Source organism: Rhizobium sp. UBA1881, from assembly GCF_002338015.1.
Classification (GTDB): Bacteria; Pseudomonadota; Alphaproteobacteria; order Rhizobiales; family Rhizobiaceae; genus Rhizobium.
Genome location: NZ_DDHH01000175.1, coordinates 1 through 16693 on the forward strand (window position 1 = coordinate 1; position 16693 = coordinate 16693).

General features: G+C 58.8%; 16 protein-coding genes and 2 pseudogenes. 8 read left to right on the top strand and 10 right to left on the bottom strand.

Features of this window, described 5'->3' with window-relative positions:
• Positions 1–44: 44 nt before the first annotated feature.
• Positions 45–2377, bottom strand: a pseudogene (locus tag B3605_RS21490) (hypothetical protein).
• Between the two features lie 260 nt (positions 2378–2637).
• Here B3605_RS21490 and B3605_RS21495 point away from each other — a divergent pair.
• A complete protein-coding gene (locus B3605_RS21495; protein WP_296435959.1) occupies positions 2638–3741 on the top strand; it encodes a nucleotidyltransferase family protein in 1104 nt (367 codons plus the stop codon).
• Between the two features lie 197 nt (positions 3742–3938).
• Here the strand turns inward: B3605_RS21495 and B3605_RS21500 are convergent, their stop codons facing one another.
• The gene (locus B3605_RS21500) at positions 3939–4679 is read right to left on the bottom strand and encodes an SDR family NAD(P)-dependent oxidoreductase (RefSeq protein WP_112944273.1); all 741 of its coding nucleotides are present in this window, start codon (positions 4677–4679) and stop codon (positions 3939–3941) included.
• A 275-nt stretch (positions 4680–4954) separates the two neighbouring features.
• Between B3605_RS21500 and B3605_RS21505 the strand changes: the two genes are divergently transcribed.
• Positions 4955–5911, top strand: a complete 957-nt coding sequence (locus B3605_RS21505; RefSeq protein WP_296435962.1) for a quinone oxidoreductase family protein — start codon at positions 4955–4957, stop codon at positions 5909–5911.
• Positions 5912–5933: 22 nt separating this feature from the next.
• Entirely contained in the window at positions 5934–6854 is a 921-nt protein-coding gene (locus tag B3605_RS21510) for an alpha/beta hydrolase (protein WP_296435964.1), read from the top strand.
• 14 nt (positions 6855–6868) lie between these two features.
• Here B3605_RS21510 and B3605_RS21515 read toward each other — a convergent pair whose 3' ends face one another.
• Positions 6869–7741 carry a LysR family transcriptional regulator gene (locus B3605_RS21515; protein ID WP_112944271.1) on the bottom strand — a complete coding sequence of 291 codons (873 nt, stop codon included), beginning with the start codon at positions 7739–7741 and terminating at the stop codon, positions 6869–6871.
• Positions 7742–7877: 136 nt separating this feature from the next.
• Between B3605_RS21515 and B3605_RS21520 the strand changes: the two genes are divergently transcribed.
• Both B3605_RS21520 and B3605_RS21525 read left to right on the top strand, forming a co-directional pair.
• Positions 7878–8537 carry a hydrolase gene (locus tag B3605_RS21520; RefSeq protein ID WP_112944270.1) on the top strand — a complete coding sequence of 220 codons (660 nt, stop codon included), beginning with the start codon at positions 7878–7880 and terminating at the stop codon, positions 8535–8537.
• An 89-nt stretch (positions 8538–8626) separates the two neighbouring features.
• A complete protein-coding gene (locus B3605_RS21525; RefSeq protein WP_112944269.1) occupies positions 8627–9562 on the top strand; it encodes a pirin family protein in 936 nt (311 codons plus the stop codon).
• 186 nt (positions 9563–9748) lie between these two features.
• On the opposite strand, the pseudogene B3605_RS21530 reads toward B3605_RS21525, so the two are convergent.
• A pseudogene (locus tag B3605_RS21530) lies at positions 9749–10103 on the bottom strand (cupin domain-containing protein).
• 73 nt (positions 10104–10176) lie between these two features.
• Here B3605_RS21530 and B3605_RS21535 point away from each other — a divergent pair.
• Positions 10177–10500, top strand: a complete 324-nt coding sequence (locus B3605_RS21535; RefSeq protein ID WP_112944268.1) for a hypothetical protein — start codon at positions 10177–10179, stop codon at positions 10498–10500.
• Positions 10501–11098: 598 nt separating this feature from the next.
• Here the strand turns inward: B3605_RS21535 and B3605_RS21545 are convergent.
• Positions 11099–11350: a type II toxin-antitoxin system prevent-host-death family antitoxin gene (locus B3605_RS21545; protein WP_112944267.1), complete on the bottom strand. Its 252-nt coding sequence runs from the start codon at positions 11348–11350 to the stop codon at positions 11099–11101.
• Positions 11351–11704: 354 nt separating this feature from the next.
• Between B3605_RS21545 and B3605_RS21550 the strand changes: the two genes are divergently transcribed.
• Positions 11705–12193 carry an RrF2 family transcriptional regulator gene (locus B3605_RS21550; RefSeq protein ID WP_112944266.1) on the top strand — a complete coding sequence of 163 codons (489 nt, stop codon included), beginning with the start codon at positions 11705–11707 and terminating at the stop codon, positions 12191–12193.
• Here the strand turns inward: B3605_RS21550 and B3605_RS21555 are convergent.
• The 4 genes from B3605_RS21555 to B3605_RS21570 form a co-directional block, all read right to left on the bottom strand.
• Positions 12176–13192 (bottom strand): mechanosensitive ion channel family protein, encoded by a 1017-nt coding sequence (locus tag B3605_RS21555; protein WP_296435966.1) that lies wholly within the window; start codon positions 13190–13192, stop codon positions 12176–12178. The two genes, B3605_RS21550 and B3605_RS21555, sit on opposite strands and share 18 nt — an antisense overlap.
• A gap of 66 nt (positions 13193–13258) precedes the next feature.
• Complete coding sequence (locus tag B3605_RS21560) at positions 13259–13681, bottom strand: cupin domain-containing protein (RefSeq protein ID WP_112944264.1); 423 nt, start codon at positions 13679–13681, stop codon at positions 13259–13261.
• A 30-nt stretch (positions 13682–13711) separates the two neighbouring features.
• Complete coding sequence (locus tag B3605_RS21565) at positions 13712–14464, bottom strand: SDR family oxidoreductase (protein WP_296435967.1); 753 nt, start codon at positions 14462–14464, stop codon at positions 13712–13714.
• A gap of 64 nt (positions 14465–14528) precedes the next feature.
• On the bottom strand, positions 14529–15008 hold the full coding sequence (locus B3605_RS21570; RefSeq protein ID WP_112944262.1) for a carboxymuconolactone decarboxylase family protein: 480 nt from the start codon (positions 15006–15008) through the stop codon (positions 14529–14531).
• Positions 15009–15146: 138 nt separating this feature from the next.
• Between B3605_RS21570 and B3605_RS21575 the strand changes: the two genes are divergently transcribed.
• Positions 15147–16064, top strand: a complete 918-nt coding sequence (locus tag B3605_RS21575; RefSeq protein ID WP_113010499.1) for a LysR family transcriptional regulator — start codon at positions 15147–15149, stop codon at positions 16062–16064.
• Here the strand turns inward: B3605_RS21575 and B3605_RS21580 are convergent.
• Positions 16053–16370, bottom strand: coding sequence for a DUF4269 domain-containing protein (locus tag B3605_RS21580; RefSeq protein ID WP_349677266.1), 318 nt, complete (start codon positions 16368–16370; stop codon positions 16053–16055). The two genes, B3605_RS21575 and B3605_RS21580, sit on opposite strands and share 12 nt — an antisense overlap.
• Positions 16371–16693 lie beyond the last annotated feature (323 nt).

Below are 16693 nucleotides of genomic sequence, written 5' to 3' on the forward strand. Positions count from 1 at the left end.
ATGTTGGCTGCAGCCAACATCCAAGCTGGGCATCTCATTCGATTTTACGCAGCTTCCCAAACCTGATTGAGGATCTTGGCCGCCAGCGCGGCCGTGTCTTGCGGCAGGAAGCGACCATAGTGCTGTCGCACGACATCAGGAGTATCCTGAATAGCATAACTCGCCTGCTCGTATGATCCGGTCTGGTTCAGAATATGTGTCGCGAGAATGTTATGCGGTCCATGTGGTAGCAAGCCCTTGATTGCGCCACGCCCGGTGTAAGGGTGATAGATCCCGTAGCGTTGAATAACAGTCCGCCATGCCTCGTAGAACGTGGTCGAATTGTAAGCCGCATCAATGCTCGTCGTCTTCACCGTCTTGACGAAGAGCGTTCCGGGATCCTTGGCTCCTCCAAGGAGGACACCGCGATGACGGTCAATATAGGCATCGAGATACTCGTAGAGATCGAGCAGGTCCGGCAGGATCAGCCGAAAGGGTTTCCGTCCGAAGAAAGAGGAGCCGGAGTTTTTGAATGCGACCGACGGGATAAGGACTTCCCACCCATGGTCGCGATCATTCCAGCGCAGCTCGCCGCACTTCATATCTTCAAGCCGGCGTTCTGACGTCGGATAGTGTCCACGGGGGCAGACACGAAGTTGGCGAAGGTTCTTTTGTCGGAGCCCGAGATGGAGGCCAAGCCGGAGGAGCAGGAAGGATCTGACGGCTTCGGCCGCTGGCCGCGGGTATCTGCTTTCATCCGGCATCCGCTCAAGGATCTCGTCCGTAATCTTACGATATTCCGCCAATGGGCTGTCGGCCTCGAGGACACACATGATTGGCTCGAAGGGATCTCGGTGAACACGCATGACCCGTTGGATTTCTTTGGATCGGTTGGCGGCATGTCGGTGGAAAGCGTCACAGGCCCGTGCCAATCGCGGGCGGCAAATTCAATCTCTTCCTGCTCAATCAGCCCCTTTATGGGCCGGACATTCTGAAGTAGCTCCAGGTGCTGCCGAACCCAGCCAACATCCGCACGAGTGAGAGCTTGCGCTACCATCAGCATGTCTTCTTCCCATTTGGTGTAGAAGCCACGCCGCTGCTCACGCCATTGTAGATACCAGTCCCAAACAGCGGGGAAGACGAGAAGGCCGAAACTCAACTGGCTGACTGGCAGACCGAAACCCTTCACGACACCGTTTGGCGAGGCAGCCAGCGCACCAAACATTAAGCCGAGGTGCTCAATCTTCTGGGAGGCTGTTTCTTCACCCCAGACGCCATTGCGCTGAAAGCCAATCGCCGTCAGCGTCGAAGTCTTGAAGCGGACGAGATCAGCCATTTCCATTGCAAGCTTCGGCGGTGCATCGACAACGCCGGAGAGCAGATCCGGATCGTCAAGTTCTGCAGCGACATTCTGATTGGCGCCGGTCGCGGAGGCCAACGATCGAGATGAATAAACCTGCTGCCATAAGTGACGCCGGGAAAGCGGATGGCATAACGCTGCTTACTGGCTGCCGCCTGATAGCGGCGATATTCCGTAGAGCCGGAAATGATCACCCGGCGCACCCAATCGAGGATCTCCTCCCGCTTGGTAAAGGGCAGGCTGTTGAAGTCCTCGGGCAGATGCAACGAAATCCTTCGCCGCTCAGCAGGGCTGATGTCACCGAGATCGTGACCATATAGCGAACGTCCCCGGTGCGGCAGCTTCTCTTTGAAATATCCCTCCGAAAGCCGATAGCGTTGCTCGATGCGGCGAAGGATATTGAAGCTAGCAACAGATCGCGGCACGCGCTCGCCCTGGATCCAGGATAACAGCGTCTTGTTGTCAAAGGTCTCATTCAGATGAACTACGTCGCGATAGAGCTGCCAATAGGTGTCGCCGAACCGACGCATATGATAGACAAGTGCTTCCTGAAAGCTCGCGGGATCTTCTGTCGCTTCGAATAGTGCTTCAGGGAAAGGGCTGATCGGTTGGAGTCGGCCCACGTGGCACCGATTCAGACGGGGCAACGATGCCATCGGCCGTCGCACGTTGAGGCTTTCTGGTTGAAGTCGCGGCGGCTGCTCTTTGGCGGACGCCATTTTGTCCAGGCCAACTGTCTGCTTCGGCCGCTGGTGTTGCACCTAGCCACCTGATGATTGCATCCAAGCCTGGCTGAAGCCGCTTTTTCAGTTCTGCCGTCAAATCGGCTTCAATCCCGCAGGCCTGAGTGATCGCCGTCCAGTCGATATGTCCATTCACGAGCGGGGGCGATTCCCGGTAGATAATCAAGCTGACCAGGAAGGGATGGATTTTCTCCAGCACCCGCCTGTACACAATCGGCGCAATACGCAGCTCGCAGAATTGGGATATCTTTCGCTGAAAATGACGTGATGAAAGGTCGTTTTTGTTCATGCTCATTCCGTTTCTCTCGGCGTTAATGCCGAGGGCGAGCGGGAATATGTGGTGAGCTTTAAGAAACGATGTATCAGATTTCTGCCCGTAGGGAGATGGCTGGCTTGAGGATCTCCCTCCTGCTTATATCAATACGCAAGGTCGCTTGGTGCTTGTGGAACGCTCAGATCCCCGCCGATGGATATAGTGACGTCTCAACCCTTTCGCAGCGGGATACTCTTTGATATACCGCCCTTCGAAAAAGGTATAACGCCGTTGGTGTCACGATGAAAAAGATTGATCTCGTCTATCAGACAATGCTGGCAGAGCTGGGACAACGGTCAGTGGACGCTGCCTGGACCGCCGATTTTCCGGCAGAAGGCCGCTTTCAGCGCGTCGTGGTCAAGGAAAAAAGCTACTGGTACTTCGACATACCGGATGGTTCCGGTGGAAAATCCCGGCGCTATGTCGGTCCTACAGAAGATGGAGAGATCACGCGCCGCGTCGAGACACATCAGCGGCAGAAAGATGATCTTCTCGCACGCAGAAGGATGGTAAGCAGTCTCACTCGTGAAGGCGGGATGATTGCACCGGATACGATGTCAGGAGCGATCGTGGAAGCGCTTGCATCCGGCGGCCTCTTTCGGCTTCGCGGTGTGCTCATCGGCACGGTCGCATTTCAGACCTATGCGGGCTTGCTCGGCGTTCGATTGCCAGCGGCTGCAATTCTGACCGGGGATGCCGATATTGCCCAGGATTATGCACTCTCTCGCGAGGTTGAAGACACGCTGCCTCCCATTGTTGATCTCCTGCAGAACGTTGATCCAAGTTTTCGGCCAGTCCCCCATCGATCAGGTTCGATTGCCTCGTCCGCCTTTCAGAATGCGACTGGATATCGTGTCGAATTTTTAACTTCAAACCGAGGATCTGATGACTACATCGACCAACCCGCAAGCATGCCTGCTCTTGGTGGCGCAAGCGCGGATCCACTCCGGTTTCTCGATTTCCTGATTAGAGATCCCTTACGAACGATCCTGTTGCACAAGAGCGGCGTCCCGGTGACTGTTCCAGACCCTGCCCGATATGCGGTGCATAAAATGATCGTGGCCACAAGACGCAGGACCGACGGGCTGAGTGCGGTCAAACGCGAAAAAGATATCCGCCAAGCCGAGATCCTTTTCGAAGCTCTCTATGAAACCCGCAGGGCGTCCGATTTCGCGATCGCGTTCGAAGAAGCGTGGCAACGTGGGCCATCGTGGCAGGAGGCTCTTCAGAAAGCTGCAAACGGCATGCTGTCTGAAGAAGGCCAAAGCGCGCTTAACCGAATCAGGAGAAAGGGCAACATCGAGATCGGTTTAGACCCACCAGAAGACATTCGTTTGAGCACGTAACGGTCGGTCACGGGTTCTCGGATCTAAAATCGTACATCGGTTTCAATGCTTTGGGCGCTCAACCAACTTGACGTCGGTTCAAATCACATCAAGGCGACTGTAGAAATCTTGCGCAGCCTTTGACTGCAGGGAAGGTTTCCGATGTCGCGGAAAGCGTGGCCGTCCTCAGCGAAAGGCCACGCCTGTGGGGAAGTGCGTCAGGCGATCGCGCCGCCGTCTGCGGTAAGCGTCGCGCCTGTGATTATGCTCGCGGCGGGGCTTGCCAGAAATACCACGGCGTTCGCAACCTCCTTCGGCTCGCCGTAGCGCCCCAGCGACGTCAGGCTTCGCTGGAAGTCTGCTGCCGCGCCGTCGGCCGGGTTGGCATCCGTGTCCGTCGCTCCAGGCTGGACGAGGTTCACGGTGATGCCGCTCGGTCCAAGTTCGCGAGAGAGGCCGCGCGTGAAGGACGTCAGTGCCGCCTTCGACATTGCGTACGGCGTGAGCCCAGGGAAGGGCACCCGCTCACCGAGCGCGGAGCCGATCGTGACGATACGGCCGCCGTCTCGCAGATGCGGAATCGCCGCCTTTGCGAACAGCACCGGCGCTCGCACGTTGACGTCCATCAGGGCTTGATAATCGTCCAGGTCCAGATCGGCGATGGTGCCTGAATGACCGATCGCTGCGCTATTGACGAGGATGTCCAGCCCGCCGAGCGCGGCCACGGCGTCTTTGACAGCCCGCGCGATCGCCTGCGGATTGGCGTTGTCGGCCTGGATGGCGACGGCTCGACGGCCGCGGCTTTCGACGGACCGGGCAACCGCTGCGGCCTTCTCGGCCGCACTCTGGTAGGTAAACGCCACATCGGCGCCATTGTCCGCAAGTGCTTCAACAATGGACGCACCGATGCCGCGAGAGCCGCCAGTAACCAAGGCGCGCTTACCACTCAAATCGATCATGGGATTCGGTTCCTTTCTTCGTCGTCAGTTGTGAAGTCGGGAGTGCCGCAGCTCTGCGGATGCGCCCGACAGGGTGTTCCGCCTATATCGTGGCCCCGGCGCAGTGGTTGAAGTAGCGGTGAATGCGACAGCTTGTTGCGCGGTGGGGAACAGCGACCGCTTTCCATCTTGCCCGTTGCAAATCGCGCGACATGGCGTTCCTGATAGGGAGCCCTTTTTCGGGACCGTGGACCACCTACATGTCTCCACACGTTTCCACTTAGAATGGAGTGAAGATGAAGGCCGCCGTCTACGACAATCCGGGACCACCGTCTGTGCTTAAATATGTCGACGTGCCTGATCCGGTCTGCGGGCCGGACGAAGTTCTCATAAGAGTGGAAGCGATCTCCATTGAAGGCGGAGATCTAATCAATCGCAGATCGACGTCCCAGGTACCTCGGTGGGTGGTAGGCTACGCAGCGGCTGGAACGGTCTTGAGTGTGGGCGAAGACGTGACCACATGTGCCGTCGGCGACAAGGTCGCTGCCTTCAGCATGCAGGGATCGCACGCTGAACTCTGGGCTGTCGCTGCTTCGCGAACATGGCTGGTTCCCGCGGGCCTGGACATTGCAAAAGCCGCCGCGCTGCCCATCTCCTTTGGCTCCGGCTATCACAGCGTGATAACCCGAGGTGGTGTCCGGGAGGGCGAAACTGTCCTTATCCACGCCGCGGCTGGAGGCGTGGGGCTGGCGGCGGTGCAGCTTGCCAGACAGGCAGGAGCGACCGTCATCGCCGTCGCAAGCGGGAGCGAGAGGCAGAGCCGTCTGATCGAACTCGGCGCCACCTTCGTCGTCGACCGGCTCCAGCACGACGTGGTTGAAGAGGCGCGCCGACTGACCGACAGGAAGGGCGTCCAACTGGTCATCGACCCGGTCGGCTCTACATTGCAGGCTTCGCTTTTAGTACTCGCACCGGAAGGGCGCCTCGTCTTCCTCGGCAATGCCGGCGGCGGAAAGCTCGATGTCGATCTATGGCAGCCGATGCAGAACAATCAGACGCTTCACGGGGTATTCATGGGATCCATCTTCGAACGGCCTTCGGTGCACGGCACCGTCGACGATCTCCTTACCGCTGCCGCAGCCGGCCGGGTCGACGTCGTGATCGACCGATCTTTCGCACTCGAAGACGCCGCGAAGGCACACGAATACGCCGAGGCTGCTAAGCCCCTAGGGCGGGTCGTGATGACGCCATGAACATAAGAAGGAGTGTTACCGCATGATCAAGCGGGTTTCATTCATGAACAGAGGTGTCGAGGTCGTCGGCAACATCCACCTGCCGCCAGACTTTGAGGAGGCTGGCGCATATCCCACGATCGTCCTGGCGACACCCGGCAGCAGCGTGAAGGAACAGATCGGCGGCATCTACGCCGAAAGGCTCTCCGCATCCGGCTTCTTAGCCCTGACGTTCGACCCGTCATACCAGGGCGAGAGCGGCGGCCAACCCCGCGATCTCGAAGATCCGGCCGTTCGTGTCGAAGACATAAAATGTGCGGTCGATCATCTGACGACGCTACCTTATGTAGACGAGGCGCGGATCGGGCTTCTCGGGATTTGCGCAGGCGGCGGCTACGCAATCAAGGCGGCCCTGACTGAACCGCGCTTCAAGGCGGTAGGCACAGTCGTTGCCAACGACATCGGCGAAGCGATGCGTCGCATGCTTCCCGACTACCGTCAGACCCTCCAGGACGCCGCGGCAGAGCGCACCGCGCAGGCCCGTGGTGCCGAGCCGCGAAGAGATCCATGGATTCCTGACTCCCTTGCAGAAGCCAAGGCGGCAGGGATAACCGATCTCGAGCTTCTGGAGGCCGTTACGTTCTACCGGGAGACGGAGTATCGGCATCCGAATTCGACGAACCGCCTGCTATTTGTCAGCTATGGCGGCTTATTGGGTTTCGACGCATTCAGCCTTGTGCCCGAGTTGCTGACACAGCCGCTGCAGGTAATCGTCGGCGGGCGCCAAGGGCCGACCGGGCAATACGAGGCGGGGAGGCGTCTGTTCGACCTCTCTCTCTCGAAAGCGAAGCACTTCTTCGAAGTCGAAGGCGCGGGCCACTACGACCTGTATTACAAGCCGGAATACGTTGGCCCGGCGGTCAAAAGGCTGGCCGATTTCTTTTCAGAGTATCTTGCACCGTAGGATTCGGCGCGCTCCTAGGAGCCGGAGTCGAAGCATTCGATCAGCATCTCTGTCAGCACGCGGACTTTCTTGGCAGGATGCTGTCCAGGAGGCCTGACGACGAAGATGCCAGCTGTGGGCGGCGGGTGCTTCGGCATCACCTCGATGAGCGCCCCGGATGCGATATGCTGGTCTGTGAGGCCGTTTGGAAGTCTGGCGATGCCAAGACCTTCCAATGCGGCTGCGAGCAGTGCCACTCCGTTGTCGGCCTTGAAGCGGCCCTGCGGTCGGATGTTGAGCACCTGGTCGCCATCGGTGACCTGCCAGGTCTCCGTTCCCTGCATGAGCGCCTCATGCTTGAGAAGTTCGTCCGGCGTTTCTGGCGAACCATTCCGGGCCACGTAGTCGGGACTCCCAACGAACCTTCCGTAGAGTGGTCCGACGCGCCTTGCCACGAGATTGGAATCCGGCAGGTAGCCGATCCGGATTGCGCAGTCGAAACCCTCGGTAATAAGATCGACGAAGCGGTCGGTGTAGCACGAGATGACCTGGAGCTGTGGGTGCCGGCGCGCCATCTGAGAGAGGACAGGGGCGAAATGGGTCGGTCCGAACGATAAAGGGGCGGCGACCCTTAGACGCCCGCGCAGCTCGCCCGCCGGCAGGATCGTTTCGCGTGCCACATCGATCTCCGCTGAGATCCTCGCCGCGTAATCGCGAAACGTTGCGCCTTCCTCGGTCAGTGCGATGCCGCGTGTCGTGCGTGCGACGAGCTGGACGCCCAGTTCCGCCTCAACGCGCGCGATGCGTCGGCTCACCATGGACTTTGAGACGCCAAGCCGTTGCGCGGCGGGCGTGACCCCTCCTGTGTCGGCGACTTCTACGAAGGTCCTGAGATCGTCGATTTCCATTTCGCGTTCCCCATTCTGCAACACAGCTCCCGATTCCGAGGGCTACCGCATCAGGCATGGCGCTGACAAGGTTTTCGTGGATCGACGTCCTGAGGACGCCTTCACACTGTCTACGAACCATTAAAAAGGATATTTCATGACCTTTCGTAACGGCCTCGCCTCGCTTCTGCGCCCCGAAGACTCGGTGCTCGTTCTCATCGACCATCAGCCATATCAGCTCGCGAACGTAAACAGCCACGAGCCGACGATGGTGGTCAACAACACGGTCGGCCTAGCGAAGGCGGCAAAGGCCTTCGACGTTCCGACCATTCTCACCACGGTAATCGCGGAGCGCGGCGGCAACCTGTTTCCGCAGATCGCCGACGTCTTTCCCGGTCAGGAAATCATCGACCGGACGCTCATCAACACATGGCAAGACCCGAAAGTCGTTGACGTAGTGAAGGCGACGGGCCGCAAGCAATTGATAATCGCCGGCCTCTGGACGGAAGTATGCGTCGCCATGCCGGCAATCCAGGCCGCGGGTGAAGGCTGGGATGTAACCGTCATCACGGATGCATCGGGAGCAGTCTCCTCCGAGGCGCATCAGGTTGCAATTCAGCGCATGATCGCAGCCGGGGTTAACATGATGACGTGGCTCGCGCTCGCTGCCGAATGGCAGCGCGACTGGGCCCGTGCCGAACAGGCGGCGAAGATCACCGATGTCATCGTCCAGCATTCTGGCGGGAGCGGCATTGCCTATCTGTGGGAGCAGCAGCTGCTCAACACTGCCGCGCCCAAGGCTGGCGCTGGAGCGTAAGCGCGCCTAAAAAGAGGGGCGGTGCATACCATGGGTCTCCGCTCCTCGCTATGAATGGCTGATCACGGCCGAAGAAGAGGACGTTACATATGAGCTGGAACCCTGCGATCGAACCGGGATGCCCTGATGAGGTCGGCGTGGACGCGATCGAGACGTTGATCGTTCCCCGCGCCCGCGACCTGGGCGGCTTCGAGGTCCGACGCGCGCTACCTGCGCCGAACCGCCAGATGGTCGGCCCGTTCATATTCTTCGACCAGGCCGGTCCCGCCGAACTCCTGACCGGGCAGGGCGTCGACGTTCGACCCCATCCGCATATCGGTCTCGGCACCGTGACCTACCTCTATCAAGGCGATTTCCATCACCGGGACAGCACGGGTGCCGACCAGATCATCAGGCCAGGCGAGTTGAACTGGATGGTCGCAGGCAAAGGTGTCTCGCATTCGGAGCGCACGAGTGCGGCGGCAAGGAGCGGCCCGAACAGCCTGTTTGGAATGCAGACGTGGCTCGCCCTGCCTGATGACCACGAGGACGTGGCGCCTTCCTTCGAGCACCACGGCAGGAACGCGCTTCCGATGATTGAAGACAAGGGCGTTTCGGCGCGGCTGATCCTTGGAAACGCCTACGGAGAGCGCGCTCCCGCCAGGATGTTCTCCGAGACCTTCTACGCTGACGTCAAGTTGGATCCGCTCGCGCGTCTGCCCATGCCCGACGAGCATGAAGACAGGGCGATCTACGTCGTCGAGGGTTCGATCTCGGTCGCCGGACAGGAGTTCGGCACGATGCAGATGATGGTGTTCCGTCCCGGAGACAGGATAACCGTCGCGGCTGGCGAGAAGGGCGCACGCATCATGATACTCGGGGGCGCAACCTTTTCCGGGCCAAGATACATCTGGTGGAACTTCGTCGCCTCGTCGATGGAGCGTATCGAGGAAGCCAAGGCCGAATGGCGAGCCGGAAAGTGGGGCGAAGGCCGGTTCGACCTTCCCGCCGACGACCGCGCGGAGTCCATACCATTGCCCGATTGAAGCCGCTCGTCATCCTCAAGGCAAAGGGCTGGGTCCGCTGCGAGGCAATGAAAGTGGTGGGAGAGGTGCCTCGAGAAAACGATCGATGGACTGCAACGGAGTGGACGAGGCGCTATTGCTGATGTGGTAGATCAGTCGTGTGTTTTCCCGGCTGGGATGTTCGCTTGGTAAGGAGGCCATCTCCTTTCATCTCTCTCGCGCCTCGGCCCAGTGCGGATAGGTCACAAAAGCCGTCGTCGCACCCTCACCCTCCGTCGTGATGGTCACGGAACTGACCTTTGGGCATATAGACGATATCGCCTGGGCCTGCCGTAACCGTTCTATCGCTGGTGGATACCGACAGTCGGCCCTCAAGGAAGATCATCGAGTCGTCCACTCCCATCGTCTCCGTCAGTGACTGACCTGGAGCATACCGGCCATAGCCAATAGACACAGGGCCACCATCGTTCTCGTCCACCAGGTTTCCGACATAGATGTCGGCATCCTGTCCGGGCGATTTGACGAACTCCGCGTCCGAGATGCTGAACTTTTGGACCTTCATCTACGACCTACCATGTACGGCTTGAGATAGCGCAAACTTCAGTGAGGCCAACCATTATGCCATGGAGAAAGACATGACCGAGAAGACCTGCTCCGCGCCGACGCCCGAACAGCGGAAATATCATGAGATCCGCAATGCGGCTGAACGCTCGATGTTAGACAAAGTCTTCAGGGCGATCGACGTCGCGGCTGCCGAAGTCGCCGACGGTTTCAAGGAGGCGGGGCTGGAATTCGAACCGACCAGCAGGGATTATTTCATGTTCACGGTCCAGCAGGTGACGTTTGTCCGCCTCTGCGGCGGCGATCCCGATACGCTGAAGGGCGGCAATCCCGAAATCGGTCAGCGGATCGTCAACAATTGCCAGCATATCATCGACAGCTATTGGCGAGGCGGCTGAGGTCCCGAATGGACTGATAAAGGAAGTTGTGAAGCAGGATGGCTACTCATATCCCCATTTCAGCAGCACCAGAGCAAGTTGCGTCCCTAAGGGGATTTCGATGCGAGCATAACGACTGAACGACGGTTCGCATCCATTCAAGGCGATAAATCTGCATGAGTTGAGCGCGCTTGCTTGCGGAGCCTTGTCGCGCCAATCAATCCAGTTGGTTAATTCGGCGACCCGACCTTCTTGAAGCTTCGCCGAACGACCCTGCGAACTTCCATGAACGCTCTACTGAAACGGCTGATAACGTTTCCATCGGGCTCGATATACCACGACCGCTCAGCGATATCGTAATTGTACTCGTCGACGATTACCCAGCGGTTTAGGTTGCTCAAGCCTGCTCGGCGTGCTTCCGTATCGAGAACTTCAATGGCGACACGATCCGAAAGCGGTGCCTTCGTCGTACAGCAAGAGGCAAGGTGGGCGAGGTCGTCCTTGGCGCTACGGACCGCGACGGCGACGCAAGTCGGGCGCGATTTGCGTTCTCCTATCTCTCCGCGGTCGTTCTGCCAAGCCCAGAGATGGATTGGCGATGATTTGGCCGGGCAGAAATTCACGGCTCATCGCCGTAGCCCTCGCCACGCGCCAGGCGATCGGTTTCCGCCTCAAACTGGTCGACATGATCCGCGGGCATTTCCGACACACGATATACTTTGCGACTATCGCCGCCGGTGCGCAGGCGCTCGTAATGATCGTAGCTCATAAGGACAAAGCGCGGCTTCCTATGCTTCGTCAGGATGACCGGCTCGCGGCTGGCAGCATCGGTGACGTCACCAACCTGTTCACCCGTCGTGAACTGGTGCATGAAACGAACTCCAATAGCGGCTTCCAGAATATCTTTCCATAGTTCCAAGAAAACTGCTTGAGCTAGGGCGTCAGACATACCAGACTGCGATGCGGATCTCGATGGGTTTTTTCAGCGAGATTTTCGGTGGCCACCTTATCGGGAAGAGGGAGCCGGCCCCAGCTCGGTCGTGGTTCCCACCGGGTTTCAGGTTTTCACCTCCGCTACTCTTCTGCCGCAGGTTTTTTGCCCGATCATTCGTTTACGAGAAGAGCGGAAAGGCAGTTCATATCCTATGACCGGTCAACCTGATTTACATCCAAAGAAGAATAGGGATATAATGTATCCTTAATTCTGAAGTTGGACTTCCGCCGAATGATCCTCAAAAGCCAAGTCGAATGGGCACTCCACTGTTGCGCAATTCTCGCCGGCCTGCCCGAAGGGCGGTATCTGTCGACTAAGGCGCTCGCGGAGTTTCATGGGCTGCCGAAGGAATATCTCTCCAAGGCGCTCCAGAGCCTGTCGCAGGCCGGGCTGGTCCACACGACACTTGGACCATCGGGAGGCTATCGTCTGGCCAAAGCGCCGGCGGAGCTGACATTCCTAGACGTTGTTGAAGCGGTCGAGGGGGCAGGCCGAACCTTCGTCTGCCAGAACATCCGTGCCAACAATCCTTGCCGGCCGAAAGGCTATTGCGAAACAGGTCCATGCGCGGTGGCGCGGATCATGTGGGAAGCCGACGAAGCATGGAGGGCAACCCTTCGCGGGGTGACGTTCGCGGAACTCGGCAAAACCCTTCAGGAAGAGATCGATCCCGGCATCTGGGCGGGGACCTTCGACTGGGTGCTAAAGCGCGCGGGGTAGGGTCGGGACCGGTTTTACCTGCTTAAGGTCGTTCGGTACCGACAGATAGGCGTGAGCCGGCATTGCAAAGCTTAGCCCGTTGGCCGCACAGTGACGGCTGATCACATCGATAATCTCATTGCGTGCAGGCGTGCGGTTTGCCGGGCTGGTGACGCGGAACTGCAATTCGACATCGACGGCGATCGTATCGATCCCCTTCAAGGCGACGACAGGTCTCGGTTCCTGCACGATACAGCTGCAATCCGCGAGTGCCGCCGCCAAAACCGCTTCAATGGCGGACGGCTGCCGATCTGCCGCGATGCGGACGGCCAAGATAACGAGATGGGTTTCGTCCGGTCGGGTGAGATTGGTGAGACTGACCTTTGCGAGCGCGCTGTTGGGGAGGACCACAACATTATGCGCCGGCGTCAGGATCTGCGTCGAGCGCCAGTTGTTCTGGATAACGCGGCCCTCCGTGCCATCGCCAAGCTGGATCCAGTCGCCAATCGAAAACGGCCGTCCAAGCGTGAGCGCCACGCCGGAAAAGACGTCACCCAGGGTATTCTGCAGGGCAAGGCCAAGGATGATGGCAACCACGCCGGAGGTTGCGACCAGCGTTCCGATCGGTGCGCCGAAGACGAAGCCGATGATGGAGAGCGTGACGCCCAGATAGACGCCGGCGACAATCAGGTCCTGGATCAGCCTTGCCTCTTGAGGTCTGCGGTCGAGCACAATGTAGAGGCGAACAAAGCCGATCGTTGCCCAGGCAAGATGGACCCACCAAAGGATACGAGCCGACGTCCCCAGATAGGCAGTGATGCCCTCGGCTTCACTTGTCGTCACCCGATGCGGAAGAATGCCGGACGACAAAAGCGTGGCGGTCATTGACGCGAAAAACACGATCTGGACGATGAGCCGTGGCGTCGGGCGCTCCTTGCCCTGCGCATGCCAGACAAGAATGCCGATCACACCTAAGATATCGACGATCGCGAAGGTAAGGGCATGCAGATGATCGGCCATGAAGACGCTCCAAGTGAAAGAAAAAGGACCGGATGCGGCGGCTGCATCCGGTCCCATTCGTGGTCGTTACTTCTTGATCGGGAAGGTCAGATATTTTTGATCGGTATCGACCACGAAGACGGCAAGAAGCTTGGCCGGCCTGGTGTCGCTGCCATTCTTGCTGACACCGTGCCGATCGCCTGGAAATTCGGAGAAATTCTCTCCAGCCTTGTATTCCTTGACCGGCCCGTCGTTGACCTGGCTGAGGATCGAGCCTTCAAGGACGGTGGCATAAATAAAGGCGCTGTCGGGATGCGTATGGGCGTCCGAGTATCCCCCTGGGCCGTATTCGACGAGAACACCCTTGAGGCTTTTGCCGGGGACGTTCGGCAACTGGTGTTCATAGACGAGGGTCACCTTGGATGCCGCACCGCCCGGCGCGTCGTGGGCCGAGACGACGCCTGTCGTGAGCAGGGCGACGGCTACTGCGACGATGATGTTTCTGATCATGATATTGTCCTTTCTAGTCCTAGCGACGGATCACTTGCGTGGGGCGGTGGCGAACCACTGTTCAAAGCCGATCTTGCCGAGACGCGGGTCGCGGTCGGAGACAAGAGAGCCGTCGTCAAGGCGAGCGCCGAAATATTTGGCATTGGGGTCGGCGACGACCTGTCTCGTGTCGCCCGTCGATTCCAGATAGCGGGCGACCAGTTCGTTAAGCCGGAAGCGCTCTGGTCCGGCGATCTCGACAAGCCCATTGACCGGTTGAGCGAGTGCGACATCGGCCATCGCGTCGGCCACATCGTCGGACGCAATCGGCTGAACAAAGGCCGGGGACAGGTGCACCTTGCCATCGACCAGGGCGGATTGCGCGATACCGCCCAGAAATTCCATGAACTGGGTGGAGTGGACGATCGTGTAGGCAATGCCGGCCTCCCGGATCAGCTTTTCCTGCACAAGCTTTGCCCGGAAATATCCGCTCTCCTGCAAGCGCTCGGTGCCGACCACGGAAAGCGCGACGTGGTGCTTCACGCTTGCGGCATGTTCGGCAGCAAGCAGGTTGCGGCCGGAGGTTTCGAAGAACTCCATCACCGCCTTGTCCTCGAAGGAAGGTGAGTTGGCGAGATCGAGAACGACCTGCGCGCCAGTCAATGCTTCGGCGAGGCCCTCGCCGGTAATCGTGTTGACGCCAGTATTAGGAGAGGCGGCGATCACCTCATGGCCTTTTGCCCGCAGGCGCTCAGTGGTCTTCGAACCGATCAGGCCGGTTCCGCCGATAATAACGATTTTCATGATTTGTCCTTCGTCAGGCGCGCTGACTTCGTGTGATGTTGGCGAAAGCGGGTGTTTGCCGCGATCAGCTGAGGCCGGCCTTCTCCAGGCCGTAAAGCTTGTCGGCAGAACCGGGCACGGCCTTGAAGGCGATGCTGGCGCGGTTCCACGCATTGATCGTCATGATCGAGAAGGTCAGGTCGGAAATTTCCTTTTCCGACAGCTGTCCGCGAACCCGCTCGTAAAGTTCATCCGGAATGCCGCCTTCAGGCAGTTCGGTGACGGCCTCGGTCCAGGCGAGAGCTGCCCGTTCGCGCGGAATGAAGAGGTTCGATTCCCGCCAGATCGAGACGTGATAAAGGCGAAGTTCGCTCTCCCCGTGGATCTTGGCTTCCTTGACATGCATGTCGAGGCAGAAGCCGCAACCATTGATCTGCGACGCACGAATATTGACGAGATCACGGACCTTCTGCTCGATGACGCTGTCTTTCAGCGACATGCTGAGCTCGGACATTTTCTTGAAAAATTCGGGGGACTGGGAGGCGTAATTGAGGCGCTGTGTCATGGTTATCTCCTTTATTAAGGACTCTAAATATCCTTATGGATCTAAGATATCCGTAATAGCTGGACACGCAACCAAAACCGGCCTAAGCTTTCGGCATAACGCTTATTCAGATTGGTATGAGGGAGAGGGGAGGGCAGAATGGATGTTGTGTCAGCGCTCAGAACGTTTTTGCGCGTGGCCGAGACAGGATCGTTCTCGGCGGCAGCCGTTGATCTTGGCCTGACGCAGCCCGCAGTGTCCCGGCAGGTGTCTTGCCTGGAAGAGCATTACAGCACGAGGCTGTTTCACCGCTCAACGAACGCTCTGTCATTGACCGTCGAAGGCGAGCAGATGATCCCTATGGCCCAGAGAGTTATCGAAGCGGTGGAATCGCTCGGTGAAACCGCCTCGCCGGAAGGCGTGATGGCCGCCGGTAAAGTCAGGATCAGTCTTCCGGCAGCACTCGGCCTGTATCTCAGCGATCGACTGCCGGCCTTTCTGACGGACCACGCTGGACTTTCGGTCGACATCGTATTCCGGGAACAACCTTCCGATCTGGTCGGCGAAGGCATCGACCTTGAGGTTCGGCTCGGAGAGGTGACCGACAGCAGCCTGATCTGTCGTCGGATTGGCTGGACGACGGCCTGTCTCGTTGCAGCACCCACCTATATAAACAACCGAGGCCTCCCCAACCTCCTCCATGACATCACCGACCATGATTGCATTTGTTACAACCGGGGAGGTGAGGGACGCTCGTGGAATTTCTTGAACGGCGCTGACATCGAAAAGGTCAAGGTTGCCCCGAGGATGATCTTCAACAATGCGGTTGCGGTCCATCGCGCAGCCCTTGCAGGTGGCGGGCTGGCGGTCCTGTCGCACATTCTTGCTGCTGACGACATTGCCGCGGGGCGACTTGTCGAGGTTATGCCGGCGTTTCCCCCGGCAAGACTGCCAATCACCGTGGTCTACGCCTCGCGCCGCAATCTGCCGCTACGTGTCCGCACTGTGTTCGACTTCCTGGTCAATGCCGTCGCTCAGGACGTGATGATGGGAACGCCACAAGTGTCAGCCGCGTGACGACGTATGCTCAGCAGTGAAGTCCCCGTTCTGAAGATGCTCTGCCAAGACATCGTCGGACTGGACAGAGAGCGATAGCATGCCCGAATAGGGGGCGCCGGATTGGTTCAGGGCCGACCAGAAGGCCGGCTCTGTTTTGAGACCGGCCTGACGAAGCTTCATGACCGTCGCCCTGAAGGACGGGCCACCAAGGGCGAGAAGACGCTGTTCAACTTCTAAATGTCTCCATCCCGGTTGGCGCTCGACCGGTGCAGTACTGCCAAAAATCTCAAATTCCCAACCATGAGCGATAAAGCCCGCAATGATCGGCCGATCGTTTGACGTCTACTGCCACATCCGAAAGGCTATCTTAGCGAAATAGCGATCCCACAGCGTCGCGGCCAGATGATCAAGATCGGCTGCTTGGTATCTGCTGTCGATCCCATTGGGAAATCTCCTAAACCGCGGTAACGCACCACCTTCGAGTTTGCTATCCTGTAAGACGCCGGGGAAGTCCATCATCGGCGGCTCAACGATCCGCCTGAAGATTTGAATGACGGGTCTATCAAGGCGTGAAAGAAGCGGCGCGGCCAGCGGCCGCGCAGCGTCTTATACGGCGATGCCTTGCACTGCCGCAGCAAGCGGCTCCA